Here is a 25,430-nt window from a genome sequence, read left to right as displayed (position 1 = left end):
CCATGGCGGCACTGGGAAAAGTCTATCTGGTTGGCGCCGGTCCGGGCGCCGCAGACCTCATCACGGTACGCGGTGCGCGCCTGCTGGCCCAGGCCGACGTCGTGCTCTACGACGCCCTGGTGATCCCCGAGATGCTGGAGCTGTGCCGCGGCGCCCACCTGATCCCGGTCGGCAAGCGCTCGGGCCAGCGCTCGGTGGCGCAAACCATCATCAACCAGCAGCTGGTCGAGTGCGCCGGCAAGTACCGGCTGATCGTGCGCCTGAAAGGCGGCGACCCGATGCTGTTCGGGCGCGCCGACGAAGAGCTGCGCGCGCTGGAGGCGGCCGGTATCGAGGTCGCCATTGTTCCCGGCATTACCACGGCAGTGGCCGCGGCGGCGGCGGCCAGGCAGCCCCTGACCAAGCGCGGCATCGCCCGCAGCGTCGCTTTTTTCACGTCGAGCACCGCGCCCGACCATCCCGAACATCCAGCCCTTCCCGAGACCGACACCCTGGTGCAGTACATGGGCGGGCGCGAAGCCGCGGCCACCGCAGAACGCCTGCTGGCCGACGGCCGGCGCCCGGACTTGCCGGTGGTTGTGGTCGAGAACTGCAGCCGCGCCGACGAGCGCATCCTGCGCCTGAGCCTGGCAGAGCTGGCGCGCGGGCTGGAACCGGGCCATGGTCCGGTGCTCGTGATGCTGGGCGAGGCGCTGGCGCTGCGCGAGCATCAGCCCCGGTAGTGTTCAGCCCAGCGAGCGCACGCAATACTCCGTCATCGCAGCCTGCACGCCCGGGTCTTCGCCGATCGCGCCGGCCACCTGCAGGCGCAGGTGCGGGTACTGCGCGCGGATGGCGGCGGCCAGCTCGGGCAAATCGCGCAGCAGGTGCCCGCCCTGCCCCAGGAACACCGGCACCACGCTGATGTCGTCGACACCCTCCTGCACCAGCGCATCGACCGTGGCCGGCAGGCGCGGCTCCATCAGTTCGAGGAAGGCCAGCGTGACGCGGCAATCGGGCAGGCGCGCCTGGGCGGCGTCGCGCAGGCGCTCGAACGGCGCCGCCCAGGACGCAGCGCGGGCGCCATGGGCAAACAGGACAAGGGCACGGGTCATCAGTGTCGCTCCACCCACCACAGGGCGCCGAGCGCCAGCAGCAGGAACAGGGTACTCGGCGCGGCGGCCGTGAAGAAAGCCGGCAGCGTGGTCAGCACACCAAGGTGGGCAAACAGCGCGTTAAGCAGCAGGAAACTCACGCCGATCATGATGCCGACGAAAATCTTGAGGCTGACGCCGCCGCTGCGGGTATGCAGGTAGGCGAAGGGCAGCGCCAGCGCCATCAATACCAGGATCGACAGCGGATCGATGATCTTCTTCCAGAACGCGGTCTTGAAGCGTTCGGTCTCCTGGCGGTTCTCGGCCAGGTGCTTGGTGTAGACCGCCAGCTCGTTGGCCGACATGCGCCCGGGCTCGGAGCGCGACACCGACAGGATCTTGGGGGTGATCTCCGAGGCCAGGTCCATGCTGGCCAGGGTGCGCGTGGCGACGGCGGCGGTGTCCTGGCCGAAGGTGGCCTGGATGCTCTGCCCCTGCGGCACCGGGCTGCCCGGCGCGGGCAGCGTGCGGCTGTTCGAGAAGGTGGTCTCGCTCACCTGCGTCAGGCGCCAGGTATTGTTGCCGCTGTAGGTGCCGCCCTTGGCCGTGATCAGGGCGCGCATGCGCATGTTGGCGTCGAACTCGTACAGGCGCACGTCGACCAGCTGGCCGTCGGGACCGATCTGGCGCACGTTGAAGAAGCGGGTACCGATCACCGGGCCCTTGACGCCGTTCTCGTGCACGCTGTCCTTGGTCCACATCCCGGAGCGAAATTCAGCCGACACGGTCGATCCCTTGGCCGCCAGGCGCACCCGCTCGGCCAGCGGCGCCGTGCGCGGCGTGATCAGCTCGCCAAACACGAAGGTAATCAGCACCAGCACGATCCCGACCCGGAACAGCATCCAGGCCGCCATCCGCGTCGACATCGACGAGGCGCGCATGATGGTGAACTCGGAGCTCGATGCGAATTGCGACATCGTGTAGATGGTGCCGATCAGCGCCGCCACCGGCATCACCTGGTAGACGTTGCCCGGCACCAGCAGCAGCACGTACAGCAGCGCGTGCTGCATCTCGTAGCCGCCCTTGCCCACCGAGGGCAGCTCGCCGGTCAGGTCCATGAATGAGATCAAGGCCAGGAAGGCGACCAGCACGAAGGCCACGGCCTGCAAGATGCTGACCGCGAAATAGCGTTGCAAGATCTTCATTCTGACTGCGCCCCTGCCAGCGGCGATGCAGCCGGCGATCCTGGCTTGATATGGCGGCGCCGCTTCCAGGCATTGAGCAGCACCAGCGGATGCCAGCGATGGTTGACGTTCAGGCGCCAGGCAAACAGCGCCAGCACCGTCAGCGCGGCCGCCAGGTGCAGCGGCCACCAGGCTACTGCGAATTCGAGCTTGCCGCGCTTGACGCTGTTTTCCATCATCTTGGCCAGGTTGTTATAGGTGAAAAAGATCAGCAGCGCCAAGATCATGTTGGCCGAACTGCCGGCACGCGGGTTCACGAAGCCGAGCGGAATTGCCAGCAGCATCAGTACCAGGCAAACGATCGGCGCCGACATGCGCCCGAGCAGTTCGGCGCGCGCCCATTGGTGGTCGAGCTGGATCAGCACCGAGGTAGGCAGCGCATTGGTCGGCGTCTCGGTGCCGAGCACCGGCACCCTGGTGGCTACGCGCATCTTGTAGCGCTCGAATTCCATCGACTGGAAATCGGCCTGCCCCGGCGTGCCCTGGTAGCGGCGGCCGTTGGTCAGCACCAGGTACTGGCCACCCTGGCCGTCGGACTCGATCACGCCTTCCTTGGCGACCACGATCGAACTGCCCTTGCCGTCGTTGGAATTGACGAACACGTTCTGCACCACGGTGGCGCCGGCAGTGGAGCGCTCGACGAAGAACACGCGGTCGGCAGACGAGGATTCGCGGAACTGGCCGGGGGCCACGCGCTTGAGGTCTTCGCGCTTCTGGAAGCGCTCGACGAATTCGGCGCGCTTGAGCGCGGCCCAGGGCGCCACATACAGCGACAGCACGCCCACCGCGAGCATCACCGGCAAGCCGAAGGTGAGCACCGGACGGATCCAGCGCCGCAGCGACATGCCCGAGGCGAACCACACGACCATTTCGGAATCGCGGTAGCTGCGCGTCACCGCCACCAGCACCGAAATAAAGGTGGTGAGCGTGAGGATGGTTGGCAGATAATTCAGGATCGCAAAACCGATCAGGGCCAGCACGTCGCTTGATGCAACCTTGCCGCCGGCGGCCTTGCCGAGGACGGAAATCAGGGTCCAGGTAACAAGGACGGTGAACAGCACCGTGAAGGTGGCCCCGGCCGAACTGAGTAATTCACGTTGCAGGGCGCGTCGAAAGATCATTCAATAGATATAATTGCAGGTTAGGCACGGCGGTAGGCGCAGCGGTAGGCAGCACGCAGCGCTCGGTGCAACGAATAACGAAACGGAGAACCAAAAATGGACTTTAGCATAAAAGCATTCGACACCAAGAACACCCTGAGCGCCGCAAAAGCCGGCGTGCTGGCAGTGGCTGTGTTCGAAAACAAGAAGCTGTCGCAAGCTGCGCAGGCGCTCGACGCCAACGGCGACATCACTGCGGCGCTCAAGTCCGGCGACATCAGCGGCAAGGCCGGTTCGACCCTGCTGCTGCGCGGCGTAACGGGCGTAGCTGCTGCGCGCGTACTGCTGGTCGGCATGGGCAATGATGCAAACGTGAGCGAGAAGAGTTTCAGCAGCGCCGTCGGCGCCGCCCTGAAAGTATTCGGCACCCTCGGCAGCCAGGACGCCATTATCGCATTCCCGGCCACGGATGTGAAAGACCGCGATATCAACTGGGCACTGCGGGCGATGGTCATCGCGGCCAACGAGACCGAACACCGTACCGATACGCAAAAGAGCAAGAAAGACCCTGCCGTGGCCGGCGTGCGCAAGATCACCATCGCGGTCGATGGCGCCACCACCGCGAGCGCGCTCAAGTCGACGCTGGCGCAGGCCGTGGCGATCTCGAACGGCATGGCGCTGACCAAGGAACTGGGCAACCTGTCGCCGAACATCTGCACCCCGACCTACCTGGCCACGACCGCGCGCGGCCTGGCCGACGAATTCGGCTTCGACATCGAAGTGCTGGAGCGCAAGCAGCTCGAGGCGCTGAAGATGGGCAGCTTCCTGTCGGTAGCCAAGGGCAGCGACGAAGCGCCGAAGTTCATCGTGCTCAAGCACATGGGCGGTAACAAGAAAGATGCGCCGGTGGTCCTGGTCGGCAAGGGCATCACCTTCGACACCGGTGGCATTTCGCTCAAGGCTGGCCCCGGCATGGACGAGATGAAATACGACATGTGCGGCGCCGGTTCGGTGCTGGGCACCTTCCGCGCGATCGGCGAGATGGGCCTGAAGCTCAACGTCATCGGCATCGTGGCGGCCTGCGAGAACATGCCCTCGGGCCGCGCCTCGAAGCCGGGCGACATCGTCACGTCGATGAACGGCTTGACCATCGAGATCCTCAACACCGACGCCGAAGGCCGGCTGATCCTGTGCGATGCACTGACCTATGCCGAGCGCTTCAAGCCGGCGGTCGTGGTCGACATCGCTACCCTGACCGGCGCCTGCATCGTCGCGCTGGGCCACCACACCAGCGGCCTGTTCACCCGCCATGACGAGGCGAGCGACGCACTGGCCGAAGAGCTGATGGACGCAGGCAAGCAGGCCGGCGACGTCGCCTGGCGCTTCCCGCTCGGCGAGATCTACAACGAGCAGCTCAAGTCGAATTTCGCCGACCTGGCCAACATTGGCAGCCCGGGAGCCGCGTCGATCACCGCCGCCTGCTTCCTGGAAAACTTCACCCGCAAATACACCTGGGCTCACCTGGATATCGCAGGCACGGCCTGGAAATCGGGCGCCGCCAAGGGCGCGACCGGGCGTCCGGTGCCGCTGCTGACGACCTTCCTGATGAACCGGGTCTGAATGCAACACGTGCCGCACTGAAATAATATTTCACTACGGCACTTAAGATGAAATTTTATTTCATCGTGAAACAGCCCCGCTTGCGGGGCTGTTCTTGTTTCTGTGCCAGCTTAGAACACCGGACTGTCAATCCGCTGCGCCGCCGCCACGTCTTGACGTGGCTTGACTGGCTGCATCAACACCGTCATATGCGCCGGATATGAAAATCCGGCCCCCGAATGGCGGTCCACCAGGTGACCCAGGCCAGCGCTGAAGACGACATTGCCCATCAGGCTGGACGTGTCGGCGCGCGCCCCGATGCTTTCCTCGGCCCTGCCCATGCCATCTTTCTGGCAACTGACCACCAGTGCCTGCGTACTGCGCGTTACCGTCACCCGGCCCGGCAAGACCACGAACCAGCGCCCCTTGTCATTGCTCAGCACGCACCCTACCCCGGCGACTTCTTGATAGTCGAGCACGGCGTGCAGTTCGAGTTGCTGGTGGGGAGAATCGGACAAGGTCGCGCAACCGCCGATGAACAGCGGTGCGGCGAGCAAGAGAAGATGGCGCAACAAGCGCGACATGGGACCAGCCTTAGGGAGCGTCATACCCTATTAACGGCAGCCGAATGCAATTACTGAAGGGTTGATCTTAGCCGCGGGGGGCGCTAGGCATGGACGAAAAACGCGGCATGCTCGCCCCGTCGACCATGACAGTGTCGAAAAAATCATCGCGGGGGCGCACCCACACGGCGCCATCGGCGCCGCGGTAGACCATCACCGGCGTGTGATCGGCTTCCAGCACGGCTTCGCACACCAGCTCGTAGACACCGCCCTTGTAATGGCGGTATCGGATCAAGCCTTGGCTTCTTCGAGGGCCTTCTGCTTCTTCTTGAGGCCCTGGATCACCTTGAGTACGCCTTCGATGCCGGCTGCTTCGTCGAGCTCGCTGAACGCATCGAGCACTTCGTTGAGTACCCGGTTGCGGACCACGGCTTCGTCCTGGGTAAGCGCAGGCTTGACCTCGGCTTCTTTCGCGAACTTCGATGGCGCCTCGGCGGCAGCCTTGGCACCATGCGTCAGTGCAGCCTGCCAGATCACCCAGCGGCGCTGGGTTTCATAGACCAGGTATTCCTCGGGCTTGTCTTCGCGGCGGCGAACGATATGGCCTTCGCGTTGAGCCCACGCTTCGAATGCAGTGCGCATTTCAGTCCTTTGTAAATCGTCGTTCGGTTTCATTTGCTATCGGAAAAGCAATATTATCCAATAGTACCATGTTGCATTGTGCCCAACGGTGCGCACGATTGCGCAAGGCATGATGACGTCCGAACATGTTTCAATCTGCAAATAATACAACAATAGTTGCATCAACGCAATTACGGTTATGCTGAATAAAACAGCTTTTAATGCAATTTATAATTTTATTAATTTATTCTAGCATAGCGAATTGCAAGGGCCGCAATTGTCTATGCGTCTTAGCAACAATAAAACCGAAATACCGTCAATACGATTGTGACACCTTGAAATTTGTATGCAGCGCGCATCGCGCGCACGCTGCGGCCGCCCGACTGGCCGCCTGCGCCGGCAGCGGTTATCATGCCGCCTTGCTCACCACGGCCCGCCGCCCTCCCCATGAAGATCGCTACCTGGAACGTCAATTCGCTCAAGGTCCGCCTGCCGCACCTGCTTACCTGGCTGCAAGCCAATCCGGTCGACGTTCTCTGCCTTCAGGAGACCAAGCTTACCGACGATAAGTTCCCGCTGGCCGCCATCAATGCGGCCGGCTACGAAGTGGTGTTCAGTGGCCAGAAAACTTATAACGGCGTGGCGATCCTGTCGCGGCACCCGATCGAAGATGTACAAAAGAATAATCCGCGCTTCGACGACGAGCAGCAGCGCCTGATCGCCGCCACGATTCAAGGCATGCGCATCATCTGTGCCTACGTCGTCAATGGTCAGGAAATTGGCAGCGAGAAATTTGCCTACAAGATGGCGTGGCTGGCCGGGCTGCAGGAATGGGTCGCCGACGAAATGCGCATGCACCCCCAATTGGCGGTGCTGGGTGACTACAACATCGCACCGCAAGCGTGCGACGTGCACGACCCGGCAGAATGGGAAAACCATATCCATTTCACGCCGCCCGAGCGCGACGCGCTACAGGCTTTCATGGCGCTCGGACTGGCCGATGCGTTCCGGCTGTTCGAACAGCCCGAGAAGCAGTACAGCTGGTGGGACTACCGGCAGATGGCCTTTCGCCGCAACCGCGGGCTGCGCATCGACCACATTTTGCTTTCCCGAGCGCTGGCCGAGCGCTGCACCGCCTGCCACATCGACCGCGAGACCCGCAAATGGGAGCAGCCATCCGACCACGCGCCCGTGGTCGCGACACTCTCGGACTAGTGCCCGATCGCAGCCAGTGTCGAATTGACCAGCAGCTCGGCAGCATCGGCGGCCGGCAGCGGGCGCGCGAACAGATACCCCTGTGCGAACTGGCAGCCGTAACCCTTCAGTAGCGCGTACTGCCCTTCGGTCTCGACGCCTTCGGCCACGACCGACAGCTGCAGGCTGTTGGCCAGCGCCATGACGGCGGCCACGATCGCGCGGTCTTCCGAGCTGGCCTCGAGTTCGCGCACGAAGGCGCGGTCGATCTTGATCTTGCGCACCGGGAAGCGCTTCAGGTAGGCCAGGCTGGAATAGCCCGTACCGAAGTCGTCGATCGACAGGCGCATGCCCATGCCATTAATCTGGCGCAGGATCTCGAGCGTGCGGGCGCCATGCTGCATCAGCGCCGTCTCGGTGATCTCGAATTCCACCAGCGAAGGCTCGATGCCGGTATCGTGCAGGATGCGGCGCATCGAGTCCACCAGGCCGTCATGCATGAACTGGCGCGCCGACAGGTTGATGGCCAGCGGCACCGCGCCCAAGCCCTGGGCCTGCCACGCCATGCTCTGCTCGCAGGCGGTACGGATTACCCATTCGCCAACCGCCACGATCGTCCCGTTTTCTTCGAGGATCGGGATGAATTCGTCCGGCCCGACCAGTACCGGGCTGGCACTGCCGCCTCTTCTCCAGCGTAGCAGTACCTCGAGTGCATGCAGGCGCCGGGTCGAGGTATCGACGATCGGCTGGTAGTGCAGCTCGAACTGCTTGCGCGCCAGCGCACTGCGCAGGCTAGACTCGAGTTCGAAACGGCGTGCGGCTGCCTGGTTCAGGCGCTGGTCGAAGAACTGGTAGTTGTTGCGGCCGGCCGCCTTGGCGTGGTACATCGCCGCGTCGGCGTGGCGCATCAGGGTGTCGACGTCGTCGCCATTGTCCGGGCACAGGCAGATGCCGATCGACGGCGATATATGCAGGCTGTGGCCGTCGAATTCGAATGGCGTCGACAGCGCCTCGATGATCTTGTCGCCCACCAGCGCGCATTCCTGCGCGCTGCCGATATCCGGCAGCAGCACCACGAACTCGTCGCCGCCCAGGCGCGCTACCGTGTCGCTGTCGCGTACCGCTGCGCACAGGCGCCTGGCGACTTCGCGCAGCAAGTGGTCGCCCATGGCATGGCCGAGCGAATCGTTGATGTTCTTGAAGCGGTCGAGGTCGAGGAACATCACCGCCAGCTTGCGGCCACCGGGCTGGCGGTTGCGCAAGACAGCGCGCAATGCGCAGTCGATCCGGTCGGACAGCAGGGCGCGGTTCGGCAGCCCGGTCAGGCTGTCGTGATACGCCATATGGTGGGCGCGCGCCTCGGCCTGGCGCCGTTCGTTGATTTCTTCTTGCAGCAGCGCGTTGGCGCCGGCCAGCTCGGCGGTGCGTTCGGCCACCCGCACCTCGAGCTCGTCGCGCGCGCGGCGAATGGCTTCGGCCGCTTCGCGCCGCGCGGTGACGTCGTCGATCATCCATACGCTGCGCCCGCGCCTCTCGGCGGCGTCGACCAGCCTGCCCGAGAGCCGCGCCCAGAAACAGCTGCCGTCGCGGCGCGTCATGCGGTACTCGGCGGTGTGCACCTCACCTGCTGCGAAGCTGCACGCGGTCTCCGCGCTCGCCGTGCGCCAGGTGGCTTCGTCCGGATACAGTGCCCGCACCGGCGTGCCGTCCATTCCACCCGCAAGACTGCCGAACAGCTCTTCCATCTTGGCGTTGCAATGCAGGGTCACGCCCTGCTCCACCACCGCGATGCCCAGTACCGCGTTGTCGAGGATGGCGCGATTTTCCAGCAGTGCGTTGCGCAGCTGGATTTCGTCGTAACGCTCGCGCCGGCGGTCTTCGAACATCCAGATCGTGCCCAGCTCCGGATCTTCCGGGTTGAACAGGTAGCCGTTGAGCTGTCCCCAGATACGCGAGCCGTCCTTGCACAGCAGTTCGGTTTCGCTGCGGTAGGGAATGCCGCGCTCGAGCTGCGGATAGGCGGCGGCGCCAAAATCATGGTAGGCCTGGTCATCCACGTGCACGATGCGGGTCGAGCGGCCGAGCGCTTCGCCGTCGTGGTAGCCAAACATCCGTGCAAAGGCCGGGTTGTAGCGCTGGATCGTGCGGTTGCGAACAAACATGATGCCGACCGAGGCATTGGTCATGATGGCCTGGACCTCGATCATGGTCTGACGCACGTCGGTGACGTCTTCGACGATCCAGATCGTGCCCGCCTCGTGCGCACCCGGATCGACCGCGCGCCCGCGCAGCCGCGCCCAGATCAGCGAGCCGTCGCGGCGGCGGAACGGGTGCTCCGCCTTTTCGTACAGGCCGCCCGCCGCCAGCACCGGATAGGCTTCCGCGGTCAGCGCCTCGTAGGCCTGGGGCGACCCGAACACATCGACCGGACGCAGGCTCGACAGCTCGGTATGGGACAGGCCGAGCATTTCGCAAATGCGCGGATTGCACGACTTGAACTGCCCCGGCAGGGTAAAGAGAATGCCGACCGGCGCGTTTTCCAGGATGGCGCGCTGCTCGCGCAGCGCGACCTGCAGCATTTCCTGCTCGAGGGCCATGGCGTCGGGCTGTGCCGGGCGCGCGAGGTCGATGGAGGTAGAGGTGCCTGTCGTGAGCGAGCGCTTGCTGGAAAGTCGGGCCATGGCGATTCGTGTTTGCTAACGGCTGGGTTGCCGGTTAGCAATCATAAACCACAAATGGTCAATGTTCCTAAACTGACAAGCATGAAATCCTGCCCGTGTTGTAGTGCCCTCTCAGTCAGGCTTGAAGTGTGTCGCCTGGCACGCAGACCCAGCCTTCCATCAGCACGCGCGCGCTGCGGCTCATGATGGCCTTTGAGACGCTCCATGTGCCATTGGTCTGCACCGCTTCGGCGCCGACGCGCAGCGTGCCGGACGGGTGGCCGAAACGCACCGCCGTGCGCGCGCCGCCGCCGGCCGCGAGATTGACCACGGTGCCGGGAATCGCGGCGGCGGTTCCTATCGCCACCGCCGCCGTACCCATCATCGCGTGATGCAGCTTGCCCATCGACAGTGCGCGTACCAGCAGGTCGATGTCGGTGGCCAGTACCTGCCTGCCGCTGGACGCCACATAGCTCGCTGGCCTGGCAACGAACGCCAGCTTGGGCGTGTGCTGGCGCTTGGCGGCGTCTTCGATAGATGCGATCAGGCCCATGCGCACCGCACCGTAGGCGCGGATGGTCTCGAACATCGCGAGCGCACGCGGGTCGCCATTGATGGCGTCCTGCAGTTCGGTGCCGTCGTAGCCAACCGCTTGCGCATCGATGAAAATGGTCGGAATGCCGGCATTGATCATGGTCACCTTTACGCTGCCCACGCCCGGCACTTCCAGCTCGTCGACCAGGTTCCCGGTCGGGAACATGGCATTTTCCGCGCCCGCGCCGGCGCCCTCTTCCTCGGCCGCCGGATCGAGAAATTCGAGCTGCACTTCGGCCGCCGGAAAGGTCACGCCATCGAGTTCGAAGTCGCCGGTTTCCTGGACCTGGCCACCGCTGACCGGCACGTGGGCGACGATGGTCTTGCCGATATTGGCCTGCCAGATGCGCACCGTGGCCATGCCGTCTTGCGCGATGCGCTGCGGATCCACCAGGCCGCTGGCGATGGCAAACGAACCGACCGCCGACGACAGGTTGCCGCAATTGCCGCTCCAGTCCACAAACGGCTTGTCGATCGAGACCTGACCGAACAGGTAGTCGACGTCGTGGCCTTCGCGGGTGCTCCTGGCCACGATCACGGCCTTGCTGGTGCTCGAGCTGGCGCCGCCCATGCCGTCGATCTGCTTGGCATAGGGGTCGGGGCTGCCGATCACGCGCAGCAGCAGCGCGTCGCGCGCCGTGCCGGGTACGCGCGCCGCTTCGGGCAGGTCGTCGAGGCGAAAGAAGACGCCCTTGCTGGTGCCGCCTCGCATGTAGGTGGCGGCAATCTTGATTTGGGGGATGTGGGGCATAGATGATCCGGTTGCGTTGGCGGGCGGCGCTGCCGCCCGCCATAAGATTTACACGGCGGCCTCGGGCGCCGACGACTCCAGGAAGTCCTGTGCGAAGCGCTGCAGCACGCCGCCGGCCTCGTAGATCGCGACTTCTTCGGCGGTGTCGAGGCGGCAGGTCACCGGCACCTCGAGCCGCTCGCCGCTACGGCGATGAATCACCAGCAGCAGGTCGGTGCGCGGGGTGCACTCGCCCACCACGTCGAAGGTCTCGCTGCCGTCGATCCCCAGCGTCAAGCGGTTCACACCCGGCTTGAATTCGAGCGGCAGCACGCCCATGCCCACCAGGTTGGTGCGGTGGATGCGCTCGAAGCCTTCGGCGGCGATCGCTTCCACGCCCGCCAGGCGCACGCCCTTGGCCGCCCAGTCGCGCGACGAACCCTGGCCGTAGTCGGCCCCGGCGATCACGATCAAGGGCTGCTTGCGCTGCATATAGGTCTCGATGGCCTCCCACATGCGCGTTACCTGGCCTTCCGGCTCGATGCGCGCCAGAGATCCGGCGATCACGGCGCCAGCCTCGTTGCGCACCATCTCGTTCTTGAGCGTCGGATTGGCAAAGGTGGCGCGCTGCGCGGTCAGGTGGTCGCCCCGGTGCGTCGCATAGGAATTGAAGTCTTCTTCTGGCAGGCCCATCTTTGCCAGGTATTCGCCGGCGGCCGAATCGAGCATGATCGCGTTCGACGGCGACAGGTGGTCGGTGGTGATGTTGTCGCCCAGGACCGCCAGCGCACGCATGCCGGCCAGGCTGCGCTCGCCCGCCAGGGCGCCTTCCCAATAGGGCGGACGGCGAATATAGGTGCTTGCCGGGCGCCAGTCGTACAAGGCACTGACCTTGCTGCCGTTATCAAGAACGCGCGCGAACATCGGCGTGTACACCTTGCGGAACTGTTCCGGCTTGACGCTGGCGTCGACGATGGCGTCGATCTCGGCATCGAGCGGCCACAGGTCGGCCAGGCGGATTTCCCGGCCGGCGCTGTCCAGGCCCAGCACGTCCTTCTCGATGTCGAAGCGGATGGTGCCGGCAATCGCGTAGGCCACCACCAGTGGCGGCGACGCCAGGAAGGCTTGCTTGGCATACGGGTGGATGCGGCCATCGAAGTTGCGGTTGCCCGACAGGACCGCGGTTGCATACAGGTCGCGCTCGATGATCTCTTGCTGGATCGCGGGCTCGAGTGCGCCGCTCATGCCGTTGCAGGTGGTACAGGCAAAGGCGACCACGCCAAAGCCCAGCTGCTCCAGTTCGGGCATCAGCCCGGCTTCTTCCAGGTAGAGCGCCACGGCTTTCGAGCCTGGCGCCAGCGAGCTTTTCACCCAGGGCTTGCGCCGCAGGCCGAGGCGATTGGCGTTGCGCGCGATCAGGCCGGCCGCGATCATGTTGCGCGGATTGCTGGTATTGGTGCAGCTGGTAATCGCAGCGATGATCACCGCGCCGTCTGGCATTTCGCCCTGATCGTTACCGGTGCGGTCCTCGACCACGCCCGAAATGCCGCGCGCGGCCAGCTCCGAGGTCGGCACCCGCTTGTGCGGGTTCGACGGGCCGGCGATGTTGCGCACCACGCTCGACAAGTCGAAGCTGAGCGTGCGTTCGTACTGCGCGCTGGCCAGGCTGTCGGCCCACAGGCCCGCTTGTTTCGCGTAGGTCTCGACCAGCTGCACGGTTTCTTCTTCGCGCCCGGTCAGGCGCAGGTATTTGATGGTCTGCTCGTCGATGTAGAACATCGCCGCAGTGGCGCCAAATTCGGGCGCCATGTTGGAAATGGTCGCGCGGTCGCCCAGGGTCAGGCTGGCCGCGCCGGGGCCGTAGAATTCGAGCCAGCTCGATACCACTTTCGCACTGCGCAGGAATTCGGTCAGCGCCAGCACGATGTCGGTCGCGGTGATGCCGGGCTGCGCCCTGCCGGTCAACTCGACGCCGATGATATCCGGCAGGCGCATCCAGGAGGCGCGGCCGAGCATGACGCTTTCGGCTTCGAGGCCGCCCACGCCGATGGCGATCACGCCCAGCGCGTCCACCATCGGGGTGTGCGAATCGGTGCCGACCAGCGTGTCCGGGTAGGCCACGCCATGCTCGGACTGGATCACGGGCGACATGCGCTCGAGGTTAATCTGGTGCAGGATGCCGTTGCCCGGTGGGATCACGTCGACATTCTGGAAAGCTTTCTTGGTCCACTCAATGAAGTGGAAGCGGTCTTCGTTGCGGCGGTCTTCGATGGCGCGGTTCTTGGCAAAGGCGTCGGGATCGAAGCCGCCACATTCGACTGCCAGCGAGTGGTCGACCACCAGCTGGGTCGGCACCACCGGGTTGACCAGCGCCGGATCGCCGCCCTGCAGGGCAATGGCGTCGCGCAGGCCGGCCAGGTCGACCAGCGCGGTCTGTCCGAGGATATCGTGGCAGACCACGCGCGCCGGGAACCATGGAAAATCGAGGTCGCGCTTGCGCTCGATGAGCTGCTTGAGCGACTCGTGCATGGTGGCCGGGTCGCAGCGCCGTACCAGGTTCTCTGCCAGCACGCGCGAAGCATAGGGTAGCGTGTCATAGGCGCCGGGCTCGATTGCATCGACCGCGCCGCGCGTGTCGAAGTAGTCGAGCGTGGTGCCCGGCAGGGGGATGCGGTGGTTGGTGTTCATGGTTCGCGGCTACCTTCAGGAATACTCGGTTAATCCATCGATCCGTCATGCAGGCAAAGGCGCGATGACGGATCGAAGCTGGTGGTATCGATTTACTTTCGATCCGCGATCGGCACGAACTGCAGGTCTTCCGGACCGACATAGTTCGCGCTCGGGCGGATGATCTTGTTGTCGATGCGCTGCTCGATCACGTGGGCGGCCCAGCCCGAGGTGCGCGAGATGACGAACAGCGGGGTGAACATCGCGGTCGGCACGCCCATCATGTGGTAGGACACGGCCGAGAACCAGTCCAGGTTCGGGAACATCTTCTTGACCTCCCACATCACCGACTCGAGGCGCTCGGCGATGTCGAACATCTTCATCGAGCCGCCCTGCTCCGACAGCGACCGCGCGACTTCCTTGATTACCACGTTGCGCGGGTCGCTGATGGTGTAGACCGGGTGGCCGAAGCCGATCACGACTTCCTTGTTGGCCACGCGGTTGCGGATATCGGCTTCGGCTTCGTCGGCGTTCTCGTAGCGCTTCTGGATGTCGAGCGCCACTTCGTTGGCACCGCCATGCTTGGGGCCACGCAGCGCGCCAATCGCGCCGGTGATGGCCGAATGCATGTCGGAGCCGGTGCCGGCGATGACGCGGGCGGTGAAGGTCGAGGCGTTGAATTCGTGCTCGGCGTACAGGATGAGCGAGGTGTGCATGGCGCGCACCCACTCTTCTTTCGGCGCATGGCCGTGCAGCAGGTGCAGGAAGTGGCCACCGATCGAGTCGTCGTCGGTCTCGACCTCGATGCGCTTGCCGTTATGGCTGAAGTGGTACCAGTACAGCAGCATCGAACCGAACGAGGCCATCAGGCGGTCGGCGATGTCGCGTGCGCCCGGAATACCGTGGTCATCCTTCTCCGGCAAGGTGCAGCCCAGCACCGAGACGCCGGTGCGCATCACGTCCATCGGGTGGGCGCCGGCCGGCAGTGCCTCGAGCGCGCTCTTGAGCGCCTGCGGCAGGCCGCGCAGCGAGCGCAGTTTGGCCTTGTAGCCCTTCAACTCGCCGCTATTGGGCAGCTTGCCGTGCACCAGCAGGTAGGCGATTTCCTCGAATTCGCAGGCATTGGCGACATCCAGGATGTCGTAGCCGCGGTAATGCAGGTCGTTGCCCGACTTGCCGACCGAGCACAGTGCGGTATTGCCGGCGGCGACGCCGGACAGGGCGACCGATTTCTTCGGCTTGAAAGTGGGGGTGTCGTTATTCTGGGTGCTCATGCGGTCTCCTGGGTTACCCGGCTTTTTTCTGTGCGAACAGCGCGTCGAGCTTTTGCTCGTAGCTGTGATAGTCGATGCGATCATACAGTTCGGCGCGGGTCTGCATCGTCTCGAGTACGTTCTGCTGGGTGCCGTCGCGGCGAATCGCATTGTAGACATTCTCGGCGGCCTTGTTCATGGCGCGGAAGGCCGACAGCGGATACAGCACCAGTCCGACATTGGCACTCTTGAGTTCGTCGACCGTGAACAGCGGGGTCGCGCCGAATTCGGTGATATTGGCCAGCACCGGCACCTTCACCGCATCGGCGAACTTGCGGTACATCTCGAGGCTGGTCATCGCCTCTGGAAAGATCATGTCGGCGCCGGCCTCGACGCAGGCCACGGCGCGCTCGATCGCGGCGTCCAGGCCTTCCACGGCCAGCGCATCGGTGCGCGCCATGATGACGAAATCCTCGTCGATGCGGGCGTCCGCCGCCGCTTTCACGCGGTCGACCATTTCGCCCAGGCCGACGATTTCCTTGCCCGGGCGGTGACCGCAGCGCTTGGCGCCGACCTGGTCTTCGATATGGCAGGCGGCCGCGCCGGCCTTGGACAGCGAGCGCACGGTGCGCGCGACATTGAAGGCCGAGGCGCCAAAGCCGGTATCGATGTCGACCAGCAGCGGCAGATCGCACACGTCGGTGATGCGGCGCACGTCGACCAGTACGTCGTCGAGGTTCGAGATACCCAGGTCCGGCAGGCCCAGCGAACCGGCGGCTACGCCGCCGCCCGACAGGTAGATCGCCTTGAAGCCGGCGCGCTTGGCCAGCAATGCATGGTTGGCATTGATGGCGCCGACAACCTGCAGCGGGGATTCTTCCCGGACTGCCTTGCGAAACGCCGCACCTGCGGAATAGTGGCTCATGCCTGACCTTTCAAATGAGTCGTTGAACGAATATCCCTTTTGTTATGCAAGGGCCGTGCCAGCGGGCACTGGCGCAATGACAGCGCGCAAATCAAGCACTTGGAAGCGATCTCGCGTGCCCGACACCGATTTCGCACCCCACGATGTTTCACACCCATTCACCATGAAACACCAGATGAAACATGATACCAATAAAAAAACCCCGCCGCAGCGGGGTCTCTGAGCTCACGCTACGCTCGTTGGCAGGTCAATGGCCGCTGGCGCCGGATGCGCCGATGCCGGTTTCGGAGCGTACTTCCTGCGCCTCGAAGCCAGCCTTGTCCATTGCAGCGCGCGGGCTGCGATCGAGTACCGAGAACAGCCAGATACCGATGAAGCCAATTGGCATCGAGAAGATCGCGGGCGAAGTGTAGGGGAAGATCGCCTCGGCATTTCCGAGCACGTCGACCCATACGGACTTGGAGACCACTGTCATGATTACCGCACTCGACAGGCCAAGGAAGCCGCCGATCGTCGCACCACGGGTGGTGCAGTCTTTCCAGAGCACCGACATGAACAGCACCGGGAAATTGGCGGAAGCGGCGATGGCGAAGGCCAGCGACACCATGAAGGCCACGTTCTGCTTTTCAAAGGCGATGCCCAGCAGCACAGCGATAAAGCCGAGGCAGATGGTGGTGATCTTGGACACCCGCAGCTCGCTGGCACTGGTGGCCTTGCCCTTGGAAAACACGGTGGCGTACAGGTCGTGCGAGACGGCCGAGGCGCCCGACAAGGTCAGGCCAGCAACCACCGCCAGGATGGTCGCGAAGGCCACCGCCGAGATGAAGCCAAGGAAGATGTCGCCGCCCACGGCCTTGGCCAGGTGCACCGCCGCCATGTTATTACCACCCAACAGCTTACCGGCAGCATCTTTGAATTCCGGATTGGTACCGACCAGCACGATCGCGCCGAAACCGATGATGAAGGTAAGAATGTAGAAGTAACCGATCCAGGTGGTGGCCCACAGCACCGACTTGCGCGCTTCCTTGGCGCTTGGAACCGTGAAGAAGCGCATCAGGATATGCGGCAGGCCGGCAGTGCCGAACATCAAGGCCATGCCGAAGGAAATCGCCGAGATCGGGTCTTTGACAAAATTGCCTGGCCCCATGATGCTGAAACCCTTGGCATGGACTTCGGTGGCGGTAGTGAACAGTTTTGCCGGGCTGAAATCGTACTGCGCCAGCACCGCGAAGGCCATGTAGGAGGCGCCCGAAAGCAGCATCACGGCCTTGATGATCTGCACCCAGGTGGTGGCGGTCATGCCGCCGAACAGCACATAGACCATCATCAGCACGCCGACGATCATCACCGCGATCCAGTACTCCAGGCCGAACAGCAGCTTGATGAGCTGGCCGGCGCCGACCATCTGCGCGATCAGGTAGAACAGCACCACCACCAGGGTGCCCGAGGCGGCGAACACGCGAATGGGTTTTTGCGCGAAGCGGTAGGCGGCAACGTCGGCGAAGGTGTAGCGGCCCAGGTTGCGCAGGCGCTCGGCCATCAGGAAGGTGATGACCGGCCAGCCGACCAGGAAGCCGATGGCGTAGATCAGGCCGTCGAAGCCGTCAAGGAAGACGGCGGCCGAAATACCCAGGAAGGACGCGGCCGACATGAAGTCGCCCGCAATCGCCAGTCCGTTCTGGAAACCGGTGATGCCGCCGCCGGCGGTATAGAAATCGGACGCCGAGCGGGTGCGCGACGCAGCCCACTTGGTGACGAAGAGCGTAAAGATCACGAAGACCGCGAACATGCCGATCGCGGTCCAGTTGGTGGCCTGCTGGGTGGCCTGGCCCAGGTCGGGTGCGGCCATGGCCAGGCCCGGCAGGGTCAGCAGGCCCGGCAGGACCAGCGCGGCGCTGCGGCGGTGGAGAGTCGGCATGGTCATGCGCCCACCTTGCTGCGGATGGCCGCGGTCAGCTCGTCGTAGATGCCATTGGCGCGGCGTACGTAGATACCGGTGATGACGATGGTAAACACGATCACGAACAGCCCGAGCGGAATGCCCCAGGTGATGACGCCTTCGCCGATGCGGGAGCCCAGGAATTCCTTGTTGAATGCCACCAGCAAGGTGAATCCGTAGTAGACGATCATCATCGCCCAGGTGAGGGTCCAGCCGAAACGCGAGCGCGTCCTGACCAGCTTCTGGTAATCGGGGTCGGCCTTGACCCGCTGTACAACGTCTTGTTCCATTTTTGTCTCCTGATTGTTCTGGTGTTTTTTACTGCAAGGCCTGGCCCATCGTACGGGCATGCGCTTACCTCACACTTACGGCAAGGACTGGCAGTCGCCATGGGGCGATGTTTCAGGATGAAACGGCACGGGTGAAATCGACTACACTCCGGCCATGAGCTACTCTAACCGCAATTCGGCCAGCGGCGGCGCCGACAACGACAAGCCGGTAATCTGGACCGTGTCGGTATCGCGCCTGTCCGACCTGTTCCGCGACATTACGCTGGAATACGATCACCTGGCTATGATCGAGCCAATGCACCTCGGGTTCGATGAAGCTGCACGACATCTGCGCGAGCGCATGGCCAGCGAGCGTTGCGATGTCGTGATCGCGGCCGGTTCGAACGCCGCCTACCTCAAGGGACGCGTCGCGGCGCCGGTGGTCGTGGCCAAGGCCAGCGGCTTTGATGTCATGCAGGCGCTCGCGCGGGCGCGCCAGATGTCCGAGCGCATCGGCGTGATCACTTACCAGGAACCGATGCGCGAACTGGCGGAATTCGCCACCACCTTCGGCATCGACATTGCCCAGCGCACCTATGTCACCGAAGAAGACGCGCGCGCCGGCGTCCACCAGCTCAAGGCCGCCGGCATCGAGGTCATCGTCGGCGCCGGCCTGATCACCGACCTGGCCGAAGAAGCGGGCCTGGCGGCCGTATTCCTGTATTCGGCCGCCTCGATCCGGCAAGCCTTCGACGACGCGCTCGAAATGGCGCGCCTGACCAGGCTCGAGGCCAACCGCGGACGCCGCACGGCCGCGCCTGACACGCGCCGGGTGCGGCGCGGGCTGCACGACCTGCGCGGCGAGTCGAGCGCGATGGAGCGCTTGCGCCAGATGGTCGTGCTGTATGCGCGCTCGCCCGCCACGGTGCTGATCCAGGGCGAAACCGGCAGCGGCAAGGAGCTGGTGGCACAGGCCATCCACCGCGAAGGCCCGCGGCGCGGCGCCCAGCGCCCGTTCGTGGCGGTCAATTGTGGCGCGATCGCCGAATCCCTGCTCGAATCGGAATTGTTCGGCCACGAAGAAGGCGCCTTCACCGGCGCCCGGCGCGGGGGACACGCCGGCCTGTTCGAAGCGGCCGACAGCGGCACCTTGTTTTTGGACGAAATCGGCGAAATGCCCTTGGCCCTGCAGACCCGCCTGCTGCGGGTACTGGAAGAACGCGAGGTGATGCGGGTCGGCGGCACCCGCCCGGTGCCGATCGACGTGCGGGTGGTGAGCGCAACCCATTGCGACCTGGAGGCGCGCGTGCGCGAGGGACGCTTCCGCGCCGACCTGTACTACCGGCTTGCCGTGCTGCGCCTGCGGCTGCCGCCGCTACGCGAGCGCCCCGGCGACGTCGCGCCGCTGGCCGAATGGTCGCTCAAGCATGCGCTGGCGGCGCTCGACGCGCGGCCGCATCCGAATTTGCATGCCGAGCTCGCCGCCTGCGCCCCGCTGCTCGATGCCTACCACTGGCCAGGCAATGTGCGCGAATTGCGCAACCTGATGGAGCGGCTGGCGCTGTTCCTGGCGGCCGAACCCTTGCAGGCCCTGAGCCCGGGTTTCCTGCTCGCGATTGCACCCGAACTGGGCACGCAGCCTGCCTCGCCCGGCGTGGCCCCCGGGTCCGACAGCATCGCCGCGGTACTGGCCCGCTTCGGCGGGCAACGCGATGCCGCCGCAAAGCATCTTGGCATTAGTCGCACCACCTTGTGGCGGCGCCTGAAGACCGACAAGCCCTAGCGTAGCCAGGCAGTGCCAACCCTACAGAATCAACACCTGCGCTCGCAAACGCATTATCATTATTTCTCTACATGGCCTGGCGCCCATGCACGACCAGCACACGCCAGCACACAGCCAGCGCCGCCTACCCGGCGGCGCCCAGTCCGGGCCCGGCCCCGGCCTTACGGAGGCAATATGCAACATGCGTCGCAAGCTGCCCTGTTCTCCCTGATCGGCGACACCCCCCTGATCGAAGTCACCCGGATCGACACCGGTCCCTGCCAGCTGTTCCTGAAACTCGAATCGCAAAACCCCGGCGGCTCCATCAAGGACCGGATCGGCCGCGCCATGATCGAGCAAGCCGAGCATGACGGCCACCTGCAGCCCGGCGGCACCGTGGTCGAGGCCACCGCCGGCAATACCGGCCTGGGGCTGGCGCTGGTAGCGCGCATCAAGGGCTATCGCGTGGTGCTGGTGGTACCCGACAAGATGGCCGCCGAAAAGATATTGCACCTGAAGGCGCTCGGTGCCGAAATCCACCTGACCCGCTCCGACGTCGGCAAGGGGCATCCCGACTATTACCAGGATGTCGCGGCGCGCCTGGCGCGCGACATTCCCGGTGCCTGGTTCGCCGACCAGTTCAACAACCCGGCCAACCCGCGCGCCCACGAGACCACCACCGGCCCGGAAATCTGGGACCAAGTCAACCACCGGCTCGACACCATCGTGGTGGGCGTCGGCTCCTCGGGCACCCTTACCGGCCTGTCGCGCTATTTCCGCAAGACCCAGCCCATGCTCGAATTCGTCCTGGCCGATCCCCAGGGCTCGATCCTGGCCGACTACATCAACACCGGCGTGCTGCGCACCGATGCCGGTTCGTGGGCGGTAGAGGGTATCGGCGAGGATTTCATTCCCGGCATCGCCGACCTGTCGCGCGTCAAGCACGCCTACACCGTCTCGGACGAAGAAAGCTTCGCCACGGCGCGCATGCTGCTGCAACAAGAAGGCATTTTGGGCGGCTCGTCCACCGGCACCCTGCTGGCGGCGGCGCTGCGCTATTGCCGCGAGCAGACCCGCCCCAAACGCGTGGTGAGCTTTGTCTGCGATACCGGCACCCGCTATCTCAGCAAGGTCTACAGCGACGGCTGGATGCTCGACCAGGGCTTGCTGGCACGCCCCAGGCTGGGCGACCTGCGCGACCTGATCGGGCGCCGCTACGACGACGGCGAAGTAGTGACCGTGGCGCCGGACGACACGCTGCTGACCGCCTTCAGCCGCATGCGCAGCAGCGACCTGCAGCAGTTGCCGGTGATCGACCGCGACGGCCGCCTGGCCGGCCTGATCGACGAATCCGACCTGCTGCTGCACGTGACCTCGCCCCAGGGCGCGGGTCAGGTGGCCAGTCAGTTCGCAGCGCCGGTCTCGTCGACCATGACCGCGACGCTGCAGACCCTGCACCCCTGTTCGAGCATGGCCGAGCTGCGCGCGGTCCTCGGCCGCGGGCTCACTGCCGTGGTCGCCGAGGGCGATCGCTTCTATGGCCTGATTACCCGCTTCGACCTGCTCAACCATCTTCGAAGGACGCTATCGTGAGTTCGCCCGTGTACCAAGCCAAGAAACATCTCGCCACCCGCGTGATCCACGGCGGCCAGGTGCCCGAGCCATCGACCGGCGCGGTGATGCCGCCGATCTTCGCCACCTCGACCTATCGCCAGGAAAGCCCGGGCGTGCACAAGGGCCTGGACTACGGCCGCTCGCACAACCCGACCCGCTGGGCGCTGGAGCGCTGCGTGGCCGACCTCGAAAGCGGGAGCGCGGCGTTCGCGTTCGCCTCGGGCCTGGCCGCGATCGCGGCGGTGCTGGAACTGCTGCCGGCCAATTCGCATATCGTGGCGGGCGACGACATGTACGGCGGCACCTTCCGCCTGTTCGAGCGCGTGCGCCGCAAGAGCGCCGGCCATAGCTTCAGCTATGCCGACCTGACCGACCCGGATGCGCTGGCCCGCGCCATCACGCCCGACACCAGGCTGGTATGGGTGGAGACGCCGACCAATCCGATGCTCAAGCTGGCCGACCTGGCGAGCATCGCCGCGCTTTGCCGCGCACGCGGCATCATCAGCGTCTGCGACAACACCTTTGCCAGCCCGGTCAATCAGCGACCGCTGGAACTGGGCATCGACATCGTGGTGCACTCGACCACCAAGTACATGAACGGCCACTCCGACGTGATCGGCGGCGTGGCGGTGGTCGGGACCGAGCCCCGCCACCAGGAACTGGGCGAGCAGCTGGGCTTCATCCAGAACGCCGTGGGCGCCATCCAGGGACCGTTCGACAGCTTCCTGGTGCTGCGCGGAATCAAGACCCTGGCCCTGCGCGTGGAACGCAGCAGCGCCAACGCGCTCGCGCTGGCCGAGTGGCTCGCGCGCGAACCAAAGGTGCGCCAGGTGTACTACCCAGGCCTGCAATCGCATCCGCAGCACGCGCTGGCGCAGCGCCAGATGAGCGGTTTCGGGGGCATCGTGTCAATCGACCTGGCCACCGACCTGGCGGGGGCGCGCCGTTTCCTGGAAAACCGCGAGGTGTTCACGCTGGCCGAAAGCCTGGGCGGGGTCGAAAGCCTGATCGAGCACCCTGCCCTGATGACCCATGCCAGCATTCCTGCCGAACAGCGCGCTGCACTGGGTATCGGCGACGGGCTGATCCGCTTGTCGGTGGGAATCGAGCACCTGGACGACCAGCGCGAAGACTTGCGTCAGGCGCTGGCTGCGATCTGAGCCCGGGGCCAGGCAAGAAAAACCGGTGGCCCTTTGCCTTCCATGCTAGGGTGCAGGTTTTCGTCGCCAGCAGTTCTTCTGGCGAGCACATCTTCTTCGATCAGGTCACCACATGCACGATTTATCCAAGTATTCGATCGCCCAGCTACGCGCGCTGGAAGTCCAGTTGATCGACGAGCTCAAGACCCGCCATTTCCTGGGCGTGAGCCAGGCGCGCGAGCAAATTTTGCATATCGCCCGCAATGCCGGCATGTCGGTCGACGCCTTGCACGGCATCAAGACCCCGAAACCGGCAAAGCAAGGCGGCGCCAAGGTCGCGGTCAAATACCGCAACCCTGAAGATTGCGCCCAGCAGTGGAGCGGGCGCGGACGGCAACCCGCCTGGGTCAAGGCCTGGATCGCGTCCGGAAAGTCGATCGAGCAAGCCAAAGCCTGAACCGCTCGCCAGGGTCGGCGTTCGGGTCTTATTGTTTCATGAAGAAGCGCAGCATCTCCTTGCTGGCATCCGGACCACGCGCGTCGGTATAGCTTCCCTGCGAGCTTCCGCCAGACCAGGCATGCCCGGTTCCGTGGACGATCCACCGTTCGGCGACGACGTCACCGGTTTCCCCGTGATGGGTATGGCGGGTGAAACTGCGTCCGCTGGTCTCGCCGGTGTGTTCGCACATGGCGGTTTCGCGCGCCAGGCCCGGCACCTGCCCGGCATAGCAGGCCAGCGCCTGCCGGATGACGTCGGCGCTGTTATTCTGGTGCACGGTATAGTCGACATCGCCATGAAAGACGATGGTCGGAATGGAAGCCAGCGGCCTGGCCGACTCAAGAAGGTCGGGGCCCGCCCCTTCGCGCATGGCCATCATGGCACTTGCGCCGTCAAAGGCGCTGCGATGCGCCAGGCCCGAATGGCAGCCAACCGCGCTGAACACGTCCGGATAGGTGCGGCCCAGGATGACTGCCATGGCGCCGCCAGAGGACAGGCCGGCAACCGCGACGCGGCTGCGGTCGATGCCGTATTCGGCGATCACGTGTTGCACCAATCCCGCGATCAGGGCAGGCTCGCCTTCGTCGCGCTCGTGATGCGCCTGGTCGTACCAGTTCCAGCAGCGGTTCCAGTGCGCTTGCGGCGATTGTTCCGGATACAGGACCATGCAGCCCGCCTGTTCGGCCAGCGCGTTCATGCCGGTACCGAGCGCAAAATCGTCGGCGCCCTGTCCACAGCCGTGCAACATCACGACCAATGGCAGCGAGGCCGCACCAGCATTGCTCGGTATAAATAGTTTGTAGTGGAGGGTGTGCGCTCCAAACTCGAATACCCCGGCCACGAAGCTGCCCTGGCCGGGCGCGGGCGCTGGCATGGCGGCGCCGGTCGCGCAGTCTTGCAAGCCGGCCCAGGGATTCCAGCCAAGAAACTGCCAGGGATCTGATGCGAAATGTGTCATGTTGACCTCTCCAGCCCGAAGCCTGCGGTAATAAGCTGCTAGTGTACGCATATGCTGCGCTGCAGCATGTCAGGCGTCGGCTCGGCCGCACGTAGGATTACAGCCTGGAAGCAGGCTCGGACGCGACCCGCCGGGCCGCCTGCAGCTGGGGCGTGTCGCCCAGCGGCAACCACGTGGCGACCCATGCCAGCGTGCGCACCAGCGTGGCTTCGCCCGTGCGCAGCGCGCGTCCGCGCAGTTGCGGCAGCGAGCGCACCGGCTCGGGCGTGATGTGCACCGCGGCGCGCACCAGCAGGCGTTGCAGCCAGCGCAGCGGTGCCGGCAAGATCGGCGCCGCGTCCATGATGCGCAAAAATTCGGCCAGGATCGGCGAGCCTTCGAGGCCGGGCGCAGTCGCTGCGAGCAGCGCCTCCCAGGCGCGCCAGCTCTGCGGCGCGCCACGGGCACCGTACAGGCATGCGCTGTGCGCGCCTTCGGCGAAGGCGGCATCTTTCTCGCTGGCGCAGAGCGCCTGTGCATAGCGGTGGAAGGCTTCGGTAAAACCGAAGACGGCGCTGGCATGCACCCAGTCGAGCAGGCGCGGATCGTTCGCGCGGTAGGCCAGGCCGCCCGGCGTGCTGCCCCTTACCTGGCCATGCATCCGCACCACCCTTGCAATCATCGCTTCGGCCGCCGAACGCGGGCCGTAGACCGTCATCATGGCGGCCGCCCCGGTGCGCCGCAAACGCAGACCCGGGTCGCGCTGGAAACTGCTGTGGTTCCATACGCCGCTGCGTACCGACGGCTCGGCCAGTTCCAGCAGCACGGCCGCGACGCCGCCGACGAACAGCGTCACCGGATTGGCGAACACGCGCCAGGACACGCCGTGGGCCGGCGTGAGCGCGGGCTCCCCGGCCGGCCGGCTGAAGTCGAACATCATGCCCTCCGGGGGGCGCATCAAGCTCCGCAAACTGTCCAGCATGGCAGCTCTCCTTGGGCGCCCGGGCGGCGGTACTGCGCAGGATACACCGGCGCCCCCGCCCGCGCG

22 protein-coding genes are annotated in these 25,430 nt (G+C 64.9%); 7 read left to right on the top strand and 15 right to left on the bottom strand.

Features of this window, described 5'->3' with window-relative positions; all coding sequences use genetic code 11:
* The first annotated feature begins 2 nt into the window (after positions 1-2).
* Positions 3-722 (top strand): uroporphyrinogen-III C-methyltransferase, encoded by a 720-nt coding sequence (gene cobA / locus NRS07_RS07695; RefSeq protein WP_259212267.1) that lies wholly within the window; start codon positions 3-5, stop codon positions 720-722.
* 3 nt (positions 723-725) lie between these two features.
* Here cobA and NRS07_RS07690 read toward each other — a convergent pair whose 3' ends face one another.
* From NRS07_RS07690 to lptF, 3 genes are read right to left on the bottom strand one after another with little or no spacing between them, the layout of a single operon-like run.
* Positions 726-1,094 (bottom strand): sirohydrochlorin chelatase, encoded by a 369-nt coding sequence (locus tag NRS07_RS07690; RefSeq protein WP_259212264.1) that lies wholly within the window; start codon positions 1,092-1,094, stop codon positions 726-728.
* Positions 1,094-2,278, bottom strand: coding sequence for an LPS export ABC transporter permease LptG (gene lptG / locus NRS07_RS07685; protein WP_259212262.1), 1,185 nt, complete (start codon positions 2,276-2,278; stop codon positions 1,094-1,096). The genes NRS07_RS07690 and lptG overlap by 1 nt, the downstream gene beginning before the upstream one ends.
* A complete protein-coding gene (lptF, locus tag NRS07_RS07680) occupies positions 2,275-3,438 on the bottom strand; it encodes an LPS export ABC transporter permease LptF (RefSeq protein WP_259212260.1) in 1,164 nt (387 codons plus the stop codon). The genes lptG and lptF overlap by 4 nt, the downstream gene beginning before the upstream one ends.
* Before the next feature lie 96 nt (positions 3,439-3,534).
* On the opposite strand from lptF, the gene NRS07_RS07675 reads away from it, so the two are divergent.
* Positions 3,535-5,037, top strand: a complete 1,503-nt coding sequence (locus NRS07_RS07675) for a leucyl aminopeptidase (RefSeq protein ID WP_259212258.1) — start codon at positions 3,535-3,537, stop codon at positions 5,035-5,037.
* A 110-nt stretch (positions 5,038-5,147) separates the two neighbouring features.
* Here NRS07_RS07675 and NRS07_RS07670 read toward each other — a convergent pair whose 3' ends face one another.
* From NRS07_RS07670 to NRS07_RS07660, 3 genes are all read right to left on the bottom strand, one after another.
* A complete protein-coding gene (locus tag NRS07_RS07670; RefSeq protein ID WP_259212257.1) occupies positions 5,148-5,600 on the bottom strand; it encodes a hypothetical protein in 453 nt (150 codons plus the stop codon).
* Positions 5,601-5,667: 67 nt separating this feature from the next.
* Complete coding sequence (locus tag NRS07_RS07665) at positions 5,668-5,874, bottom strand: DUF1653 domain-containing protein (protein WP_259212255.1); 207 nt, start codon at positions 5,872-5,874, stop codon at positions 5,668-5,670.
* Positions 5,871-6,221 (bottom strand): hypothetical protein, encoded by a 351-nt coding sequence (locus NRS07_RS07660; protein WP_259212254.1) that lies wholly within the window; start codon positions 6,219-6,221, stop codon positions 5,871-5,873. The genes NRS07_RS07665 and NRS07_RS07660 overlap by 4 nt, the downstream gene beginning before the upstream one ends.
* Before the next feature lie 426 nt (positions 6,222-6,647).
* Here NRS07_RS07660 and xth point away from each other — a divergent pair, with 426 nt between their 5' ends.
* Positions 6,648-7,415 carry an exodeoxyribonuclease III gene (xth, locus tag NRS07_RS07655; protein ID WP_259212251.1) on the top strand — a complete coding sequence of 256 codons (768 nt, stop codon included), beginning with the start codon at positions 6,648-6,650 and terminating at the stop codon, positions 7,413-7,415.
* Here the strand turns inward: xth and NRS07_RS07650 are convergent.
* The 7 genes from NRS07_RS07650 to NRS07_RS07620 all read right to left on the bottom strand — a co-directional run bounded on the left by NRS07_RS07650 (position 7,412) and on the right by NRS07_RS07620 (position 18,452).
* A complete protein-coding gene (locus tag NRS07_RS07650) occupies positions 7,412-10,075 on the bottom strand; it encodes an EAL domain-containing protein (protein WP_259212250.1) in 2,664 nt (887 codons plus the stop codon). The genes xth and NRS07_RS07650 overlap by 4 nt on opposite strands.
* A gap of 115 nt (positions 10,076-10,190) precedes the next feature.
* On the bottom strand, positions 10,191-11,399 hold the full coding sequence (gene prpF / locus NRS07_RS07645; RefSeq protein ID WP_259212248.1) for a 2-methylaconitate cis-trans isomerase PrpF: 1,209 nt from the start codon (positions 11,397-11,399) through the stop codon (positions 10,191-10,193).
* 48 nt (positions 11,400-11,447) lie between these two features.
* Entirely contained in the window at positions 11,448-14,066 is a 2,619-nt protein-coding gene (gene acnD, locus NRS07_RS07640; protein ID WP_259212247.1) for a Fe/S-dependent 2-methylisocitrate dehydratase AcnD, read from the bottom strand.
* 92 nt (positions 14,067-14,158) lie between these two features.
* Entirely contained in the window at positions 14,159-15,319 is a 1,161-nt protein-coding gene (gene prpC / locus NRS07_RS07635; protein ID WP_259212244.1) for a 2-methylcitrate synthase, read from the bottom strand.
* 13 nt (positions 15,320-15,332) lie between these two features.
* Positions 15,333-16,223 carry a methylisocitrate lyase gene (gene prpB, locus NRS07_RS07630; RefSeq protein ID WP_259212243.1) on the bottom strand — a complete coding sequence of 297 codons (891 nt, stop codon included), beginning with the start codon at positions 16,221-16,223 and terminating at the stop codon, positions 15,333-15,335.
* Between the two features lie 247 nt (positions 16,224-16,470).
* Positions 16,471-18,141: a cation acetate symporter gene (locus NRS07_RS07625; RefSeq protein ID WP_259213098.1), complete on the bottom strand. Its 1,671-nt coding sequence runs from the start codon at positions 18,139-18,141 to the stop codon at positions 16,471-16,473.
* 2 nt (positions 18,142-18,143) lie between these two features.
* Positions 18,144-18,452: a DUF485 domain-containing protein gene (locus tag NRS07_RS07620; RefSeq protein ID WP_259212242.1), complete on the bottom strand. Its 309-nt coding sequence runs from the start codon at positions 18,450-18,452 to the stop codon at positions 18,144-18,146.
* Between the two features lie 154 nt (positions 18,453-18,606).
* On the opposite strand from NRS07_RS07620, the gene prpR reads away from it, so the two are divergent.
* From prpR to NRS07_RS07600, 4 genes are all read left to right on the top strand, one after another.
* A complete protein-coding gene (prpR, locus tag NRS07_RS07615) occupies positions 18,607-20,214 on the top strand; it encodes a propionate catabolism operon regulatory protein PrpR (RefSeq protein ID WP_259212240.1) in 1,608 nt (535 codons plus the stop codon).
* 174 nt (positions 20,215-20,388) lie between these two features.
* Positions 20,389-21,786, top strand: coding sequence for a pyridoxal-phosphate dependent enzyme (locus tag NRS07_RS07610; protein WP_259212238.1), 1,398 nt, complete (start codon positions 20,389-20,391; stop codon positions 21,784-21,786).
* Positions 21,783-22,967 (top strand): PLP-dependent aspartate aminotransferase family protein, encoded by a 1,185-nt coding sequence (locus tag NRS07_RS07605; protein ID WP_373889864.1) that lies wholly within the window; start codon positions 21,783-21,785, stop codon positions 22,965-22,967. Before NRS07_RS07610 ends, NRS07_RS07605 begins: the two co-directional genes overlap by 4 nt.
* A gap of 112 nt (positions 22,968-23,079) precedes the next feature.
* Positions 23,080-23,403 (top strand): H-NS histone family protein, encoded by a 324-nt coding sequence (locus tag NRS07_RS07600; RefSeq protein ID WP_259212236.1) that lies wholly within the window; start codon positions 23,080-23,082, stop codon positions 23,401-23,403.
* A gap of 28 nt (positions 23,404-23,431) precedes the next feature.
* On the opposite strand, the gene NRS07_RS07595 is transcribed toward NRS07_RS07600, so the two are convergent.
* A complete protein-coding gene (locus NRS07_RS07595) occupies positions 23,432-24,403 on the bottom strand; it encodes a PHB depolymerase family esterase (RefSeq protein WP_259212234.1) in 972 nt (323 codons plus the stop codon).
* 97 nt (positions 24,404-24,500) lie between these two features.
* The gene (locus NRS07_RS07590) at positions 24,501-25,364 is read right to left on the bottom strand and encodes an oxygenase MpaB family protein (RefSeq protein WP_259212232.1); all 864 of its coding nucleotides are present in this window, start codon (positions 25,362-25,364) and stop codon (positions 24,501-24,503) included.
* Positions 25,365-25,430 lie beyond the last annotated feature (66 nt).

Origin of the sequence: Massilia sp. H6, from assembly GCF_024802625.1 — a bacterium.
GTDB lineage: Bacteria > Pseudomonadota > Gammaproteobacteria > Burkholderiales > Burkholderiaceae_D > Telluria.
The sequence above is the reverse complement of the archived record's forward strand: the minus strand, read 5'-3'. Positions and strand labels throughout refer to the sequence as shown.